A 16,552-nucleotide genomic window follows, 5' to 3' on the forward strand; every position below is an offset into this window, starting at 1 on the left:
ATATGCTTGCGAGCTTCGGAATTGGAGCACCAGTACGCAGGGGCGTATGACGCATCTGTCATGGGACGAAAGCGGATCTTGCGTGTTAGAAAATGGCACCATTCTGGCGGGCGCGGACCGGGACATGCCGCCGCCAGGGTGGGGTGGGATGGAGAATACCTGAAATGAACCGTATCAGCACTTTCCGTGCGGCTTTGGTCGCACTCTCCATGGTTGCGTTTGGCGGGGCAGCCCTGGCGCAATCGCCGGCGCCCGCAGCCTCACCGGCCGCGAGCCCGTCGGCTGTGCCCAGCCCCGCACCATCGGCGGTTCCGGTCCCGCCGCCGGCCGAAACCAAGTCGCCCGCGGATGCCCCCACGGCGGAAAAAGCCCCGTTGCCCGCGCCCCCTCCTCCCGCCGCCGGCGTCCAGGCCGCCGACCCCTTCGGCGAGGAGTTCGCCCTCGAGCCCAAGAAAGTGGTTATCATCAAGGGCACCGCGAATTGGGACGCGGCCTTCGACACCCTGATCGATGCGTTCAAGGCGCTGACCGCCGTGCTCGACAAGCAGGGCATCAAGGCCACGGGCAATTCGATGATCGTCTACACCTCGACCGACGATACCGGTTTTACGTTCCTGGCCCAGATTCCGGTCGATCAGGACGTCAAGAACCTGACCAAGGACATGAGCATGGGCAAGTCGCCCGAGGGCAAGGCGCTGAAGTTCGTCCATCGCGGCTCCTACGACAACATGGACAACACCTACGAGGCGATCACCAACCACCTCGACGACAAGAAGCTCGAGGCCAAGGATACTTTCATCGAGGAATACATCACCGATCCCCTGAAGACGGCGGAGGACAAGCTGGTGATCAACGTCTACGTGCCGCTGAGGTAAGAAGGATGAAGTATTCGCTCGTCCTTGCGGCCGTGGCCGCCACGTGGCTCGCCGTGCCCGCATTGGCGCAGACGATGCCGCCGCCTGCGATTTCCGTGACCGGCGAAGCGAATGTGTCGGTGCCGCCGGATCAGGCCCAGATCGACGGCGGCGTGACATCGGACGCCAAGACCGCGCGCGAGGCGTCAGATGCCAACAACGCGGCGATGGGCAAGGTGCTGCTGGCGCTGAAAGGCGCCGGCATCGAGGAAAAGGACTACCAGACCTCGCGGCTGTCGCTGCAGCCACAATTTGCGACGTCGTCCAAAAGCTCGGACCGCGCAGCAGGCATCGTTAGTTTCCGCGCCAGCAACCGTGTCACAGTCAAGATCCGCGATGTGACCAAGGTGGCGAACGTGATCGACGTGCTGGCAGGCGCCGGCGCCAACGAAATCGGCGGCATCAACTTTAGCGTTTCACAAGCCTCCAAGCATCTCGACGAGGCCCGCGAGAAGGCGATCGCGGACGCCCGCCGCAAGGCCGAGATCTATGCCAAGGCTGCCGGCGTCACGCTCGGCGAGCCCATCAGCATTTCCGAGGAAGGCGCGCCCGTGCCGCTACATCGCGGCAAGATGGCCGCGCCCATGGCCGCCGGCGCACCCGTGGCGCAAGGCGAAGAGACGCTATCGGTGACGGTGAGCGTGTCCTGGGCGATCAAGGCGAAGGAACAGTAGTGGCCTGTCGTCCCTGCGCAGGGCCGAGACGACGAGACGTTAGATCTCGTAAACCTGCCCCGGCTTCAGCGCCGCAAACCGCTCGGGCGCGACCTTCGCCTCTTTGAGCGCATCGGCCAGCGCATTGACCGGCTCGTCGATCGCTTCATCCGTCAGCTGGAATGTGCCGTGATGATGCGCCAGCGCTTCTTGCGCGCCGCAATCGGCGAGCGCCTTCACCGCATCGGACGGATTCATGTGCTGGTCCTTCATGAACCAGCGCGGCTCATAGGCGCCGATCGGCAATATCGCCAGCCGCAGCGGGCCGTGCTTCTCGGCGACGCGGCGAAAGTGCTTGCCCTCGCCGTAACCAGAGTCACAGACGATGTAGAGTTTCCCCGCCGGCGTCTCCAGCACGAAACTCGCCCACAGCGCCTTGTTGCGATCAAACAATCCGCGCGCCGACCAGTGCTGCGTCGGCACCAGCGTCACCGCAATGCCATTGCTGAGCTCGACGCGGTCCTGCCAGTCGAACCCCTCGGCTTTGATCGCACTGTCCGTGTCGCGCATGGTGACGTCGTTACCGAGCGGCGTGATCACCCTCGGCGAGAATTTTTCTGTAAGCTTCGACAGCGTCGCGATGTCGAGATGGTCGTAATGGCCGTGCGACACCAGCACGACATCGATCTTGGGCAGCGCCTCGAAGGCGATGCCGGGATCGTTGTGCCGCTGCGGCCCGGCGAACGAGACGGGCGAGGCCCGCAGCGACCACACGGGATCGACGAGGATGTTGAGATCCCGGGTCTGGATCAGCCAGGAGACATGGCCGACGAAGGACAGCCGCACCTTGTTGCCGGAAACGCGAGGCGGCGGCGTATCGCTGTGCGCGTTCGGCACCCAATCCGGCCAGCTCGCGCGCTTCCGGTCGGTTCCGAACTGCCAGCGCAGCACCTCGGCCAATGATCTCGGCGGCACCCCGTCGGGATCGAAGAAGCGGGTTCCGTCGAAATGATCGGAGACGGGGCCGTCATAGGTTTTCATATTGCTGATCCAGATCGAGGGCACGCCGACGGCCGCGGCTGCGCCGGCGAGTATTCCAAAAACATGGCGACGGGTGATGGGCACGGGAGATCACGAAGGGCGCGCGAGAGCTGACGACATGGAGCGCTATATGGCGTGCTCTGGCTCAACTTGGAACCTGCGGCGAAAGGAAGCTTGCCTGGAGGCCATCACCGCCTGCTGAAACGATAATTAGATCAGCAACTTAGATCACATCCAACGGCTATCACAACCTAGTTTCTCCTTGACTTTCGCCCCTTCCGGGCGTTTAACCCGCCGACTTCTCGGAAAGACGTTCTTTTCGACCCGCCGCCCGGCCCACGAGACCGGAGGCCAACGCCCGACAGCGCGATGCGCCCTCGGGCGCGAAAGTGTTTGGACGATCGTTTTGGCGTATTCCGCCGAGACAATTGGCCGTCATACCCCGCGAAGGCGGGGTATCCAGTACGCCGCAGCTTCTCGGTTCAAACGAGCTGCTCTGGAATACTGGATCACCCGCCCCAGTGCGCAATTGCGCACAAGGCGGGTGATGACAGTGGTGGATGGATCGATATATCGCCCGCAAGGGCAGCAACAGGACAACGGCATTGTTCGACAATCTGTCGGAAAAGCTTGGTGGGATACTCGATCGGCTGACGGGCCGCGGATCGCTGTCTGAGGCCGATGTCGACGCCGCGATGCGCGAGGTGCGCCGCGCGCTGCTGGAAGCCGACGTCTCGCTCGACGTGGTTAGAAGCTTCACCGACCGCGTCCGCGAGCAGGCGGTCGGCGCTACCGTCGTCAAGTCGGTTACCCCCGGCCAGATGGTGGTCAAGATCGTCCATGACGAACTGATCGCCACGCTTGGTTCCGACGGCCAGACCATCGACCTCAATGCGGTGCCGCCGGTCGCCATCATGATGGTCGGCCTGCAAGGCTCCGGCAAAACCACCACCACCGCAAAACTCGCCCGCCGCATGACCCAGCGCGACAAGCGCAAGGTGCTGATGGCCTCGCTCGACATCTACCGCCCGGCGGCGATGGAGCAATTGGCCGTGCTCGGCCGCGACCTCGACATCCCGACGCTGCCGATCGTGGCCGGCCAGAAGCCCGCGCAGATCGCCAAGCGCGCGCTGGAAGCCGGCAAGCTCGGCGGTTACGACGTGGTGCTGCTCGACACCGCCGGCCGCACCACGCTCGACGAAGAGATGATGAGCGAAGCGGCCGAGATCAAAACCACGGCCAATCCGCATGAAGTGCTGCTGGTCGCGGATTCCCTGACCGGCCAGGACGCGGTCAACCTCGCGCGCGCCTTCGACCAGCGCGTTGGCCTCACCGGCATCGTGCTGACGCGGGTGGACGGCGATGGCCGCGGCGGCGCGGCGCTGTCGATGCGCGCGGTGACCGGCAAGCCGATCAAGCTGATCGGCACCGGCGAAAAGACCGACGCGCTGGAAGATTTTCATCCGAGCCGGATCGCCGGCCGTATCCTCGGCATGGGCGACGTGGTGTCGCTGGTGGAGCGGGCGGCGGCGAATATCGACGCCGAAAAGGCCGCGCGCACCGCCGAGCGGATGCGCAAGGGCCAGTTCGACCTGACCGACATGCGCGAACAGTTGCTGCAGATGGCGAACATGGGCGGCATCAGCGGGTTGATGGGCATGATGCCCGGCGTTGCCAAGATGAAGAACCAGATCGCCGCCGCCGGGATCGACGACAAGATTTTGAAGCGCCAGGTCGCGATCATCGATTCGATGACGCGGGCCGAGCGCAAGAACCCTGACATCCTGAAAGCCAGCCGCAAGAAGCGCATCGCCGCCGGCGCCGGCCAGAATGTCGAGCAGGTCAACAAGCTTTTGAAGATGCACCGGAACATGGCCGACATGATGAAGGCCATGGGCTCGGGCAAGCGCGGCCCGATGGCCGGCATCGCGCAGGCGATGGGCTTTGGCGGCGGCATGAAGCCGCCCTCGCCGGAAGAGATGAAGGCGCTGGCCGACAAGATGCAGGGCGGCGCCGGAGGCGGCCTGCCGAATTTGCCGAAGGATCTTCCGGTCGGCCTGCGCCAGGGACTGCCGAACGTGCCGGGCCTTACAGGCCTCAGCGGCAAGCCGACCTTGCCCGGCCTCGGCGGCTTTCCCGGGAAGAAGAAATGACCGCTTCCGTCATTGCGAGCGCAGCGAAGCAATCCATCGATCCGCGCAAAGAAAGCATCGCAATGACGAATTGTATCAACCAACAGACTTTCAATTAACCCACACTCAGGAGAACCAAATGTCAGTCGTTATCCGCCTCGCTCGAGCAGGCACCAAGAAGCGCCCGGTCTATCACGTCGTCGTCGCCGACTCGCGCTTTCCCCGCGATGGCCGCTTCATCGAGCGTCTCGGTCATTTCAACCCGCTGCTGCCGAAGGACAATGAGTCGCGGCTGAAACTCGATATGGACAAGGTCAAGTCCTGGCTCGCCAAGGGCGCGCAGCCGTCGGATCGCGTGACGCGCTTCCTGGATGCCGCCGGCATCGTCAAGCGTCCTGCCCGCAGCAACCCGGAAAAGGCCGTGCCGCGCAAGGAGCGCAAGGCGCGCGCCGAAGCCGCCGCAAAGGCCTAAAGCGTAGCGGCGCACGACGGTGGCAGCACCGATTTGCGTCGCCCGTATCGGCGCTGCGCACGGCGTGCGCGGCGCGGTGAAACTGTGGACGTTCACCGAAGATCCGCTGGCCGTAAAACATTACGGCCCGCTGATGACCAGGGACGGCGCGCGCCAGTTCGAGGTGACGCATGCCCGTGAGGCCAAAGACCATCTGGTGGCGACGCTGAAAGGCATCGCCACCCGCGAGGACGCCGAACGGCTCAACGGCATCGAGCTCTATGTCGCGCGCGAAAAACTGCCCGAGACCGACGAGGACGAATATTATCACGCCGACCTGATCGGGCTTGCGGCGGTCAACGCCGCGGATGAGCCGCTCGGCCACGTGATCGCGATCCATAATTTCGGCGCCGGCGACATTATCGAGATCGCGCCGCCGCAGGGGCAGACCATGCTGCTGCCGTTCACCAATGCGGTGGTGCCGACGGTCGATCTCGCCAGCGGCCGCGTGGTGATCGAACTGCCGCGGGAAATCGAAGGCGATGACGAGGCGTCATCATCATGACGACCTGATAATGGCTCGCGAATAATCCCCTCAAAAAATACAGGGCTGCGGGATGCCTCGCCTGGAATCTTCAATCAAAGACCACCTGAGTCCCGTGCTCAAGAGCGACGGATTCTTTGGCTCCGGCCGCACCTTCCGTCGGATCTCAGGAGATCTCATTCACGTCCTGAATGTACAAGGATCGCGACACGGCGGCAGGTTCGCCGTAAACCTCGGCATCCAGCCTCGGTGTATCCCGGATGTCGTTGGCAACTCACCCGATGCAACCAAAATCAGAGAAGAGCTCTGCGAGTTTCGGCAAAGGCTGTCCGAAGCAAAGGGTGATCAATGGTGGGAACATGAAGGGTCAAAAGAGAGCATGGACGTCGCCGTTCGGGCAGCGGCATCGGTCTATACAACAATTGGTCGAAGGCTCTTCTCCGAACTGTCGGGACCAGAATCTCCGTTGCACAAAGTCACACCTACGCAATTCGAGGCCGGGCATTATAGCTTTTCGGGCTTTCGCTCCACGAAAGTTCGAATGGCGCGATCATTGGCCCTCATGCGGCAATCGGTTGGCAATCTGGTTGACGCCAGCGCCTTCGCCCGGATTGCGTTGGCGAATCTCGGAGTTGCGCACTCTCTTCGTGCGGAACTGGAGGCCTTATCGTGCATCAAGCCTCAAGCTGAACCCTCGACCTGACACGCGCGATGCCCTAACCAGCGAGCATGACCAACCCTTGGCGCGCCACGGTTCTCACGCTCTTCCCCGAGATGTTTCCCGGGCCGCTCGGCGTCAGCCTGGCCGGCAAGGCGCTGACTTCAGGCCTGTGGGAGCTGGAGGCGCGCGACATCAGGGATTCCGCCACCGATCGCCACCGCAGCGTCGATGACACACCGGCCGGCGGCGGTCCGGGCATGGTGCTGCGGGCCGATGTGCTGGCGGCAGCGATCGATGCCGCGGATATCGACCAAAGCCGTCCGCGCCTCCTGATGAGCCCGCGGGGTCGGCCATTGACCCAGTCGCTTGTGGCGGAACTGGCCGCCGGGCCCGGCCCCTTGGTCGTCTGCGGCCGGTTCGAGGGGGTCGATCAGCGGGTCATCGAAGCCCGGCACCTCGAGGAAGTCTCGATCGGAGACTATGTGCTGTCCGGTGGCGAGATCGCCGCGATGGCCCTGATCGACGCCTGCGTGCGGCTTTTGCCGGGGGTGATGGGCAAACAGGCTTCGGGCGAGGACGAAAGCTTTTCCGAAGGACTACTGGAATACCCCCAATTCACCCGCCCGCAGGAGTTCGAGGGCCGCGGCATCCCCGAAATCCTGATCTCAGGCGACCATGCCAAGGTGGCGGCCTGGCGCCGGGCCGAAGCCGAGGCCCTGACCCGGACGCGCCGGCCGGATTTATGGGCCGCGAGGCCCGGCCAAAAAGGCACAAAAAGAACGACAGACGGGTGACAAGCGCCCGCCTATGCCTTATACGAGCGCCAAATCCGCGCACGCGCATTTTCAGGCAAAGTGGATTCCGGTTTGCCGTCCGAAAATGCGCTAACTCTTTAAAAATGCGCGTATTCTATTCGCAAAACCGGTGTCCACTTTTGCGGAATACGCGCTACAGGATAGATGGACGTCGCGCAGCCCGCTGCCGGGCGCGCCGCCGATGGAGATTTCAATGAACCTCATTCAACAGCTCGAAAAAGAGCAATTCGAAAAACTGTCGGCGACCAAGACGATTCCGGAATTCGGGCCCGGCGACACCGTGATCGTCAACGTCAAGGTAGTCGAAGGCGAGCGCACCCGCGTGCAGGCCTATGAAGGCGTCTGCATCGGCCGTTCCGGCGGCGGGCTCAACGAGAGCTTCACCGTCCGCAAGATTTCCTACGGCGAGGGCGTGGAGCGCGTGTTCCCGGTAATGTCGCCGATGATCGACTCGATCAAGGTGGTGCGCCGCGGCAAGGTCCGTCGCGCCAAGCTGTATTACCTGCGCCAACTGCGCGGCAAGTCGGCCCGCATCGTCGAGAAGCAGGACCGCCCGACCGCCGTCGGCGAGTAATTCGTCCCGAAAGGGATGTGACGAAAAGCGCGGGGTTTTGCCCCGCGCTTTTTTGTTGCGCTATGCCTATCTAGGCAATGCCCCTGCCAATCGATTGATTGTGGCGGCCGCGGACCCTGTGTTAGAAATTCAGAATGGTTCTAGATCGCACCAGCGCCACGTTCGGCACCGCCCAGCTCGTCGTCATCGACGATCGCTCGCGGCTGCCCGGCCGGTTCTTCGGACGGTTCGCGACCTCGGCGACATCAGAGCTTACGCGCGCAGCTTGATGCTGCGCCGACGTCCGTTGCTTGCGCGTATCCGCGCTTGACCGCTCATACAGAATTTCATTTTGGAGCTTACGCTCATGTCCAAACCGACCACCCTGTACGACAAGATCTGGAACGACCATCTGGTGCACGAAGCCGATGACGGCACTTGCCTGCTCTATATCGACCGCCATCTGGTGCACGAGGTGACCTCGCCGCAGGCGTTCGAGGGCCTGCGCGCCACGGGCCGCAAGGTTCGCGCGCCGGAAAAGACGCTGGCCGTCGTGGATCACAACGTCCCGACCACCGACCGTTCAAAACCCAATCCCGACCCTGAAAGCATCGAGCAGATCCGGGCACTGGCGGACAACGCCAAGGAGTTCGGCGTCGAGTATTTCAATGAGTTCGACAAGCGTCAGGGCATCGTGCACGTGATCGGCCCTGAGCAGGGTTTTACGCTGCCTGGCACCACCATCGTCTGCGGTGACAGCCACACCTCCACCCACGGCGCGTTCGGCGCGCTGGCGCACGGCATCGGCACGTCGGAAGTCGAACACGTGCTGGCGACGCAAACGCTGATCCAGAAAAAAGCAAAAAACATGCGCGCGGTGGTCGACGGCAAATTGCCCGACGGCGTCACCGGCAAGGACATCATCCTGGCGATCATCGGCGAGATCGGCACCGCCGGCGGCACCGGCTATGTGCTGGAATATGCCGGCGACGCCATCCGTGCGCTCTCGATGGAAGGCCGCATGACGGTCTGCAACATGTCGATCGAGGGCGGCGCCCGCGCCGGCCTGATCGCGCCGGACGAAAAGGCGTTCGAATTCCTGAAAGGCCGCCCGAAGTCGCCGAAGGGCGCCGACTGGGACGCCGCGATGCGCTATTGGGAAAAGCTGCGCTCCGACGACGGCGCGCATTTCGACCACGAGATCCGGCTGGACGCGGCAAAGCTGCCGCCGATCGTGACCTGGGGCACCTCGCCCGAGGACGTGGTGTCGATCACAGGCTTCGTGCCGGATCCCGATGAGATCGCGGACGAGGCCAAGCGGCTGTCGAAGCACCGCGCCCTGAAATATATGGGCCTGGCGGCGGGGACGAAGATCACCGACATCAAGCTCGACCGCGTCTTCATCGGCTCCTGCACCAACGGACGGATCGAGGATCTGCGCGCCGCGGCGAAAGTCGCCGAGGGCAAGACGGTCAACGCCCACGTCAATGCGATGATCGTGCCGGGTTCGGGCATCGTGAAGGAACAGGCCGAAGCCGAGGGCCTCGACAAGATCTTCATCAAGGCCGGCTTCGAATGGCGCGAGCCGGGCTGCTCGATGTGCCTCGCCATGAACCCCGACAAGCTGTCCCCTGAAGAGCGCTGCGCCTCGACCTCGAACCGCAATTTCGAGGGCCGTCAGGGCTTCAAGGGCCGCACCCATCTGGTGTCGCCGGCCATGGCAGCAGCGGCGGCGATCGCCGGGCACTTCGTCGACATCAGGGAGTGGCGTTAACCCTGGTTTGCCTAGATAGCGAGACGTTCAGGCAACGCCACGTTAACAGGCAAGGGCGCAGACTGGTCTCTTGCGAAGCGCTTTCGCGAGGGACCCGGCCGTGACGGACAAGCCTGAATTCGTCGATATGATCAGCGAGCTGACGCGCCAGTCGCGCCGCCGCGTCATGCCGCGCGTCGTCGATCTTCCGACATCGCCCAAGGATACCTCACGCCTCAGTCACTGGCCGCCGGAGCATTGGGCACAGTGGCGAATGGAAAAGCTGACGCCGTGGAAGATCAAGCCTTGGGAAGGCAAGGATTGGTGAGCCGGCCGGATTCTTTCACGCTCGAAGAAACAGGCGCCGAACCGGGCGCCTGTTTCGTTTCAGCCTGATCTTACCAATACCGGTATGCATAATAGCGGTGGCGCCACCACGGACGGCAGATCTTGCGCGGTCCGTAGTAGGTCAAGATGATCCGGCATCGGCGCGGGTAATAGTAGGCCGGGTATGTGTAGTAGGCCGGCGCGTAGTAGAAGCGGCTATGGAAGTGACGCCGGTGGTGGAAGTGCGGCCGATGGAAGACGTGAGGCCGGTGGAACGCGTGACGATGTGCGAAGCGGTGGCCGCCGCCATGGAAGGCCGGCGCCGCACGAAAACCGCCACGGTAGATCGCCATCCCACCACCTCTGAAGCCACCGCCGTGAATGGCCGCGCCGCCACCGCGGAAACCGCCGCCATGAAATGCCGCTCCGCCGCCGCGGAAGCCACCGCCATGAAAGCCGCCGCCACCGCCACGGAAGCCGCCACCGCCACCGCCGCGAAAACCGCCGCCGCCCATCCCACCGCGGTGTTGAACCTGGGTCGTCAGTCCGTCGGTTGCGTATTTTACTGAAGGCGCCGCGCCGGGACTTGCAAGCGAGAGCGCCTCGGCGCGCTGTTGTGATGTCGCTGCGAACGCAAGCAGAGCCGCAGCTGTTACGCCCAGACGGCGGACAAGGCCGCGTCCGGGATCGGATATCGACATGGATGAACCTCCCTAACCGGCGACGGCGCGCCCCTCAGCCGCACCGCGGCTGGTCCCCGTCACGTTTTTCTTTCTTTGCGGTCGCTCCCAACGTGACGTTAAAGACAGGCACGTGAACGCGCCATGAATGCGCCGACCTAAAAGATGAATGCGCAGGAAAGGAGCGCTGAAGAGATTTTTTGCGGCTGACCGAAGTTGTGCACGCTCACCACCAGAACGGCCCGAACCCGATGCCGAAGGTGAACGGCGCCGGCGAGTCATAGGGATACGGCCGATAGTAGACCGGCCGACTGTAGTAATAGGGGCGGTCGTACGCACGATAGTAGCCGTAATGACGATGGTAGCGCCTGTTATAGCGGTGCGCGCTGAAATCGGTGACGTCGGATGTGCCGGCGCTCTGCGCCTTCGTCTGCGGCGCCGCGACGACCGGACCGATCGCGGCCGATCCGGCAACCACGAGCGCGCTTGCGACAAAGGCTGCCCCGATCAAGCTCTTCATGACGGACTCCTCTCGTTGATCACGACCATCAAATACGCGCAGCAATCTCGCCAGTTTCAAGGCCCAGCCAAAGCGAAAACAGGCCCGCAATGAAGCGGGCCTGTGCGATATCTGCGCCAAGCTGTCGCACTTACCAGCGGTGCCAGTGGCGGTGATGGTGGTGGTGATGATGGCCGCGGTGATGGTGCCAGCGGTGCCACCGATGATGGTGACGATGCCGCCAATGCACTTCCGTGGTCGCCAGCCTGGCGTCTTCCTGAACCGCTGCGGCGGCGCCGGGGTTGCTGAGCGACAGCGCATTGGCGCGCTCGGCTGGAGCCGCGAGCGCGAGCAGCGCGCCAACGGCGGCGAGCCCCAAAACTTTCGTGAACTGCATGAATGCTCTCCTTGGGTCGGTGTCCACGTCTGCGCCGAATCGCTCGGCGCAACGCTGCACGCAATCTGACGCGAGCGACTTGAATGGGCTCTGAATGAATGCGCCACGAAGATGAACGGATGACGGCTGCGGCTCGCCGCAATCCTTGCGCACGCCAACCGGCGCAGGACGCCGTCGCGACTTCAGCGCAAAAGCCGAACCACCGCCGCGTCAGGACGCGTCAAAAAATGGAAGAAAAAATCTAGCCCGGCCGCCAGTAGCAGTTCATGCGCGGGGTGATCACCGTGCCGCTCGGCCGGTACTCCTGCACGTAATGCGCGGTGCAAGAGCGCACGGCGTTGGGGCCGGGGTTGTAGCGCGGGTAGACGTCGGGCGCCCATTCCTCCTGCCGATAGATCGGCACCCGCCGCAGCGGCCGCCGGCGCTGCGCGGACACATCCGTGACGACCGGCTTCGGCGCCACCCCGACCCGCAGCTCCGGCAATGCCGTCTGCGCCTGCGCCATCGTACCGGGGAGCAGGAGCCCGGCAAAAGCAGCCCATGCTGCGACCGTCACAATCCGCTTCATCTTCAGTCCACCCACGCCTGATATCCCCCGTACGGTCCCCGATTGGCGCGCCGAGGTCAACTCCGCAAAACCAGGATGCGCACGGGCATAACACACGCTAAATACGTCCTGATGTGGACCGAAGCAAAAGCCCCCTCGCTCGCCGAGATGGAAGCCATGGCGCATGAGGTGTTCGAGCGCCTGCCAAAGACGTTTCGAACCCTGTGCCAGGGTGTGATCATCCGCGTCGACGATTTTCCGACCGACGAGGTTTTGGACGAAATGCAGGCGCAAAGCGAGTTCGACCTGCTCGGCCTGTTCGTTGGGCTAGGCCTGCCGCAGCAGAGCAACGACGATGTCGCCCGCCTGCCCAACATGATCTGGCTCTACCGCCGGCCGATCCTCGATTACTGGGCCGAACACGAGGAAACGCTGGGCCATATCGTCCGCCACGTCCTGATCCACGAGATCGGGCACCATTTCGGGCTGTCGGACGCCGATATGGAGGCGATCGAGGCTTCCGCAGGGTAGGATTGTGCAAATTGGCCTTTTGCCGGGGCGATATTCGCGATAAATCAGCGGCCTGCCCCACCCTTCAACCGGGAAGTGCGATCGATGGAAAAGTTCACCACACTGGAAGGCGTCGCGGCGCCGCTGAAGATCATCAATGTCGACACCGACATGATCATCCCGAAGCAGTATTTGAAGACCATCAAGCGCACCGGCCTCGGCAAGGGGCTCTTTTCCGAGCAGCGCTACAAGGATGACGGCAGCGAGAACCCGGACTTCGTGCTCAACCAGCCGGCCTATCGCAACGCCAAGGTGCTGGTCGCCGGCGATAATTTCGGCTGCGGTTCCAGCCGCGAGCACGCGCCGTGGGCGCTGCTCGATTTCGGTATCCGCTGCGTGATCTCGACCTCGTTCGGCGACATTTTCTATAACAACTGCTTCAAGAACGGCATTCTGCCGATCCGCGTCACCCAGGACGACCTCGACAAGCTGTTCGACGACGCCGAGCGCGGCGCCAACGCCACCCTGACCATCGACCTCGCCAACCAGGAAATCCGCGGTCCTGACGGCGGCAAGGTGAAGTTCGAGATCGATCCGTTCCGCAAGCACTGCCTGATGAACGGCCTCGACGACATCGGCCTGACCATGGAAAAGAAATCGTCGATCGACGATTACGAGGCGAAGCTGAAGAAAGAGCGCGCCTGGGCGTGATCGTATCGCCTGATCGTGTTACGAGAGCCCCGATCACATCGGGGCTCTTTCGTTAAGCGGAGGCGACGCGGATGCGGCCTGATGTCGTCACTTTCTGGCACGGCCGGCTCGACGGGCTGCGGCTGACCTGCCTGCGGTCACAGGTCGCCGCCGGCCACAAGGTCACGGTCTACAGTTTCGATCCCTTGCCGGGCCTGCCCGACGGCGTCGGCAATGCCGAGGCCGAGGCGATCCTGCCGCATTCCTTTTCCGAGCGGCTGCGCCCGCCGCAGCCGGACGGAAGCTGGCGCGACTGGACCATTTTGCAGTTCAGCGATTTCTTCCGGATGCGGCTGATGGCCGAGCGCGCCGGATTGTGGCTCGACGCCGACGTGCTGTTGCTCAAACCCGTCGAGATCGATCCGGCAAAGCCTTATTTTGCGTGGGAGCGCCGACGCCAGCTCGGAAACTCGGTTTTGTACCTGCCCGCGAATGACCCAATCGTGCTGGCATTCGCGGATCTGATGGAGCAGGAGGATCTGACGCCGGACTGGCTGGCGCTGCGTCATCGCCTCACCTTCATGCTGCGACAGTTACGGCACCGATCGAGCCGCCTCTCCGACATCCGCGTCGCGATCTACGGCCCGGCGGCGCTGACCGCGCTCGCGCGCCGCTCGGGTGAATTGCAGCATGCGCTGCCGAAGCAATCCTTCTACGCTGTGCATGCCGAGCCGAAACTGTTCTTCGAGCCGGCGGATTTTTCAGGCCTGCTCAGCCATCCAGAGATCATCGGATTGCACATCTCGCCAAAGGGCCGCGGTGGTGAAAAGCCCATCCCGGGCAGCCTTTATGCGTGGGCGGCGGAGAAGTTCGGTAAGTAGCGGCGGCGAGCTCCGTCTTCCCTTCTCCCCTTGTGGGAGAAGGTGGATCGCTGACGCGCAGCGGCAGCGAGACGGATGAGGGGTTTGTCTCCGCAGATAGAGACCCCTCATCCGGCGCTTCGCGCCACCTTCTCCCACAAGGGGAGAAGGGAAGAAGATCTAATGCCCCATCGCTGCGATCGCGTCCGCAATCGCGATCGTCCGCTTCGCCATGTCGGCGTGCAGCCGCTCTACCATCCGCCCGTCGAGCTGGATGGCGCCCCGTGAGGCGTTTTCCGGCTTCTCGAAGGCCGCGATGATCTTGCGCGCTTCGGCCACCTCTTCCGCCGGCGGCGTGAAGATGGCGTTGCAGGCCTCGATGTGGCTCGGATGGATCAGCGTCTTGCCGTCGAAGCCGAGATCGCGACCCTGCGCGCATTCGGTCGCAAAGCCGTCGATATTGCTGATGTCGCTGTAGGGCCCGTCGAGAATTTCGAGCCCGTGCGCGCGCGTCGCCAGGATGCAGTGCGTGATCATCGGGATCATCGCCGCACGGCCGGGCTGCATGCGGATCCGCGTCTCCCGCGAGATATCATTGGGCCCGAACACGAAGCCCGCAAGCCGGGTCTCGGAATCCTTCGATGCCGCCGCGAGCTTGTCGGCGTCCAGCACCCCGCGCGCGGTTTCGAGCATGGCCCAGACCCGGATCGACATATCGGCGTTGATGTCACTCAGGCGGTTGGCGATGGCGTTGAGATCGGCCACGGTGGAAACCTTCGGAACCAGGATGCCGTCGGGCCGGGCCTTGCCGGCCATGGTGACGTCGTCGACCCACCACGACGTATCGAGGCTGTTGACGCGGATCAGCACCTCGCGCTTGCCGAACCCGCCGGCCGCAATGGCTTTTGCGATCTGGTCGCGGGCCATCGCCTTGGCGTCCGGCGCCACCGAATCCTCGAGGTCGAGAATGATGCCGTCGGCCGGCAGGCTGCGCGCCTTTTCCAGCGCCCGCGCGTTCGACCCCGGCATGAACAACAGGCTGCGGCGCGGACGGATCATGGGCTGGTTCCTCTGGAGGCTTCGAGCCCCACGCCCTAACATTTCAAACCGGGGTCCGAAAGCCTTGTTCCCGTCATCGGCTTATGGTTAGCCATGCGCGGGTACAGACAGGACACCATGGCTCCATTCCCGCAACACCTGCTCGACGGCTACCGGGCCTTTAGCTCGCAGCGGCTGCCGACCGAACAGACGCGCTACCGGGAACTTTCCGAGCGCGGCCAGTCGCCCGCCGTGATGGTGATCGGCTGCTGCGATTCGCGCGTCTCGCCGGAAGTGATTTTCGACGCCGGCCCCGGCGAACTCTTCGTGGTGCGCAACGTCGCCAATCTGGTGCCGGTCTTCCAGCCGGACGGCGGCGCCCACGGCGTGTCGGCTGCGCTGGAATATGCGGTACAGGTGCTGCGTATCAAACACATCGTGGTGCTCGGCCATGCGCAGTGCGGCGGCATCCGCGCCTTCATCGACGATATCGACCCGCTGTCGCCGGGCGATTTCATCGGCCGCTGGATGGCGATGTTCATCAAGCCGGGCGAAAAGGTCGGCCAGCGCGAGCACGAGACAAGGCAGGATTTCACCACGCGGATCGAGAAGGCCGCGGTGTTCCGCTCACTCGAAAACCTGATGACGTTTCCGTTCGTGCGCAGCCGCGTCGAGCGCGGCGAGATGCAATTGCACGGCGCCTATTTTGGCGTCGCCGAAGGCTCGCTGTTCGTGCTCGACCCGGAAGCGAAGGAATTCCGCAGCGTGAGCGAAGCGGCATAGGCGGTCGCGCAGGGTGGGCAAAGGCGCAACGCACCGTGTCCATCACCTGTCCTCGATCGCAATGCTGAATGGTGGGCACGCGGAGCCTGTCATCGGGCGCGCGGGCGCGCGACCCGGTGGCTTTGCCCACCCAACGAATCACTATTCGCCGCCGTGGTCGCCGCCGCCCCATCGGTCGGATATCGCCAGCATGAAGGCCGACACCACGAACGCCAGATGGACGCCGACCAGCCAGGCGAGCTTTGTCGGATCGAAGGCGGCGTCGATGTTCATGAAGGCCTTCAGCACCTGGATCGCCGAGATCGCGACGATCGAGGCCATCAATTTTTGCTTGAGCCCGCCGAAACTGACCTTGGTCATCCATTCCGGCCAGTCCGGATGGCTGCCCGGATCGATCTTGGAGACGAAATTCTCGTAGCCCGAGAACACCACGATCAGGATCAGATTGCCCGTTAGCGAGAGATCGATCAGCGCCAGCGCGCCGAGGATGATATCGGATTCCTTGGAGCCCGGCGCGTGGACGATGAACTCCCACAGCACCGCGCAGAATTTGAACAACAGCACCGCGAGGCTGACGACGAGGCCGAAATAAAACGGCGCCATCAGCCAGCGGCTGTTGAAGAGCAGGCTCTCGAAGCCGCGCTCGGCGCGCTTGAGCTGCGGATTGGGGCGATAGGGAGCCGGCTCTTCCGTCATGGCAATCC

General features: G+C 63.5%; 22 protein-coding genes. 16 read left to right on the forward strand and 6 right to left on the reverse strand.

Annotated features, from left to right (window positions below; all coding sequences use genetic code 11):
• Positions 1–164: 164 nt before the first annotated feature.
• Together C7G61_RS30180 and C7G61_RS30185 are read left to right on the forward strand one after the other, a co-directional pair.
• On the forward strand, positions 165–875 hold the full coding sequence (locus tag C7G61_RS30180; protein WP_108520676.1) for a GyrI-like domain-containing protein: 711 nt from the start codon (positions 165–167) through the stop codon (positions 873–875).
• A gap of 5 nt (positions 876–880) precedes the next feature.
• Entirely contained in the window at positions 881–1,588 is a 708-nt protein-coding gene (locus tag C7G61_RS30185) for an SIMPL domain-containing protein (protein ID WP_108520678.1), read from the forward strand.
• Between the two features lie 39 nt (positions 1,589–1,627).
• Here C7G61_RS30185 and C7G61_RS30190 read toward each other — a convergent pair whose 3' ends face one another.
• Positions 1,628–2,692, reverse strand: a complete 1,065-nt coding sequence (locus tag C7G61_RS30190; RefSeq protein ID WP_190242024.1) for an MBL fold metallo-hydrolase — start codon at positions 2,690–2,692, stop codon at positions 1,628–1,630.
• Positions 2,693–3,213: 521 nt separating this feature from the next.
• Between C7G61_RS30190 and ffh the strand changes: the two genes are divergently transcribed.
• From ffh to C7G61_RS47255, 10 genes are all read left to right on the forward strand, one after another.
• On the forward strand, positions 3,214–4,761 hold the full coding sequence (ffh, locus tag C7G61_RS30195) for a signal recognition particle protein (RefSeq protein WP_108520833.1): 1,548 nt from the start codon (positions 3,214–3,216) through the stop codon (positions 4,759–4,761).
• 118 nt (positions 4,762–4,879) lie between these two features.
• Positions 4,880–5,212 carry a 30S ribosomal protein S16 gene (gene rpsP, locus C7G61_RS30200; protein ID WP_108520681.1) on the forward strand — a complete coding sequence of 111 codons (333 nt, stop codon included), beginning with the start codon at positions 4,880–4,882 and terminating at the stop codon, positions 5,210–5,212.
• A gap of 19 nt (positions 5,213–5,231) precedes the next feature.
• Entirely contained in the window at positions 5,232–5,756 is a 525-nt protein-coding gene (gene rimM, locus C7G61_RS30205; protein WP_108520683.1) for a ribosome maturation factor RimM, read from the forward strand.
• Positions 5,757–5,808: 52 nt separating this feature from the next.
• Positions 5,809–6,438: a DUF4304 domain-containing protein gene (locus C7G61_RS30210; protein WP_108520685.1), complete on the forward strand. Its 630-nt coding sequence runs from the start codon at positions 5,809–5,811 to the stop codon at positions 6,436–6,438.
• Positions 6,439–6,464: 26 nt separating this feature from the next.
• Positions 6,465–7,190, forward strand: coding sequence for a tRNA (guanosine(37)-N1)-methyltransferase TrmD (trmD, locus tag C7G61_RS30215; RefSeq protein ID WP_108520687.1), 726 nt, complete (start codon positions 6,465–6,467; stop codon positions 7,188–7,190).
• Positions 7,191–7,404: 214 nt separating this feature from the next.
• Positions 7,405–7,785 carry a 50S ribosomal protein L19 gene (rplS, locus tag C7G61_RS30220; RefSeq protein WP_108520689.1) on the forward strand — a complete coding sequence of 127 codons (381 nt, stop codon included), beginning with the start codon at positions 7,405–7,407 and terminating at the stop codon, positions 7,783–7,785.
• 134 nt (positions 7,786–7,919) lie between these two features.
• Complete coding sequence (locus tag C7G61_RS47080; protein ID WP_274542294.1) at positions 7,920–8,054, forward strand: hypothetical protein; 135 nt, start codon at positions 7,920–7,922, stop codon at positions 8,052–8,054.
• A gap of 77 nt (positions 8,055–8,131) precedes the next feature.
• Complete coding sequence (gene leuC, locus C7G61_RS30225; RefSeq protein WP_108520691.1) at positions 8,132–9,538, forward strand: 3-isopropylmalate dehydratase large subunit; 1,407 nt, start codon at positions 8,132–8,134, stop codon at positions 9,536–9,538.
• A 100-nt stretch (positions 9,539–9,638) separates the two neighbouring features.
• Positions 9,639–9,845 (forward strand): hypothetical protein, encoded by a 207-nt coding sequence (locus C7G61_RS30230; protein ID WP_108520693.1) that lies wholly within the window; start codon positions 9,639–9,641, stop codon positions 9,843–9,845.
• Positions 9,846–10,062: 217 nt separating this feature from the next.
• Entirely contained in the window at positions 10,063–10,413 is a 351-nt protein-coding gene (locus C7G61_RS47255; RefSeq protein ID WP_190242025.1) for a hypothetical protein, read from the forward strand.
• Between the two features lie 337 nt (positions 10,414–10,750).
• Here the strand turns inward: C7G61_RS47255 and C7G61_RS30245 are convergent, their stop codons facing one another.
• The 3 genes from C7G61_RS30245 to C7G61_RS30255 form a co-directional block, all read right to left on the reverse strand.
• Positions 10,751–11,044 carry a hypothetical protein gene (locus tag C7G61_RS30245; protein ID WP_108520697.1) on the reverse strand — a complete coding sequence of 98 codons (294 nt, stop codon included), beginning with the start codon at positions 11,042–11,044 and terminating at the stop codon, positions 10,751–10,753.
• A gap of 130 nt (positions 11,045–11,174) precedes the next feature.
• Entirely contained in the window at positions 11,175–11,420 is a 246-nt protein-coding gene (locus C7G61_RS30250; RefSeq protein ID WP_108520699.1) for a hypothetical protein, read from the reverse strand.
• A gap of 241 nt (positions 11,421–11,661) precedes the next feature.
• Positions 11,662–11,988 carry a hypothetical protein gene (locus tag C7G61_RS30255; protein ID WP_108520702.1) on the reverse strand — a complete coding sequence of 109 codons (327 nt, stop codon included), beginning with the start codon at positions 11,986–11,988 and terminating at the stop codon, positions 11,662–11,664.
• A 111-nt stretch (positions 11,989–12,099) separates the two neighbouring features.
• Between C7G61_RS30255 and C7G61_RS30260 the strand changes: the two genes are divergently transcribed.
• The 3 genes from C7G61_RS30260 (at position 12,100) to C7G61_RS30270 (ending at position 14,048) form a co-directional block, all read left to right on the forward strand.
• Positions 12,100–12,498, forward strand: a complete 399-nt coding sequence (locus C7G61_RS30260; RefSeq protein ID WP_108520704.1) for a metallopeptidase family protein — start codon at positions 12,100–12,102, stop codon at positions 12,496–12,498.
• An 84-nt stretch (positions 12,499–12,582) separates the two neighbouring features.
• Positions 12,583–13,188, forward strand: a complete 606-nt coding sequence (gene leuD / locus C7G61_RS30265) for a 3-isopropylmalate dehydratase small subunit (RefSeq protein WP_108520706.1) — start codon at positions 12,583–12,585, stop codon at positions 13,186–13,188.
• A gap of 71 nt (positions 13,189–13,259) precedes the next feature.
• Entirely contained in the window at positions 13,260–14,048 is a 789-nt protein-coding gene (locus C7G61_RS30270; protein WP_108520708.1) for a glycosyltransferase family 32 protein, read from the forward strand.
• Positions 14,049–14,207: 159 nt separating this feature from the next.
• Here C7G61_RS30270 and C7G61_RS30275 read toward each other — a convergent pair whose 3' ends face one another.
• Positions 14,208–15,086, reverse strand: a complete 879-nt coding sequence (locus C7G61_RS30275) for an HpcH/HpaI aldolase/citrate lyase family protein (RefSeq protein ID WP_108520711.1) — start codon at positions 15,084–15,086, stop codon at positions 14,208–14,210.
• A 117-nt stretch (positions 15,087–15,203) separates the two neighbouring features.
• On the opposite strand from C7G61_RS30275, the gene C7G61_RS30280 reads away from it, so the two are divergent.
• On the forward strand, positions 15,204–15,848 hold the full coding sequence (locus C7G61_RS30280; protein ID WP_108520713.1) for a carbonic anhydrase: 645 nt from the start codon (positions 15,204–15,206) through the stop codon (positions 15,846–15,848).
• Between the two features lie 141 nt (positions 15,849–15,989).
• Here C7G61_RS30280 and C7G61_RS30285 read toward each other — a convergent pair whose 3' ends face one another.
• Positions 15,990–16,544, reverse strand: coding sequence for a TIGR00645 family protein (locus C7G61_RS30285; RefSeq protein ID WP_108520715.1), 555 nt, complete (start codon positions 16,542–16,544; stop codon positions 15,990–15,992).
• Between the last annotated feature and the right edge of the window lie 8 nt (positions 16,545–16,552).

The organism is Bradyrhizobium algeriense (assembly GCF_003062295.1).
Lineage (GTDB): Bacteria > Pseudomonadota > Alphaproteobacteria > Rhizobiales > Xanthobacteraceae > Bradyrhizobium > Bradyrhizobium algeriense.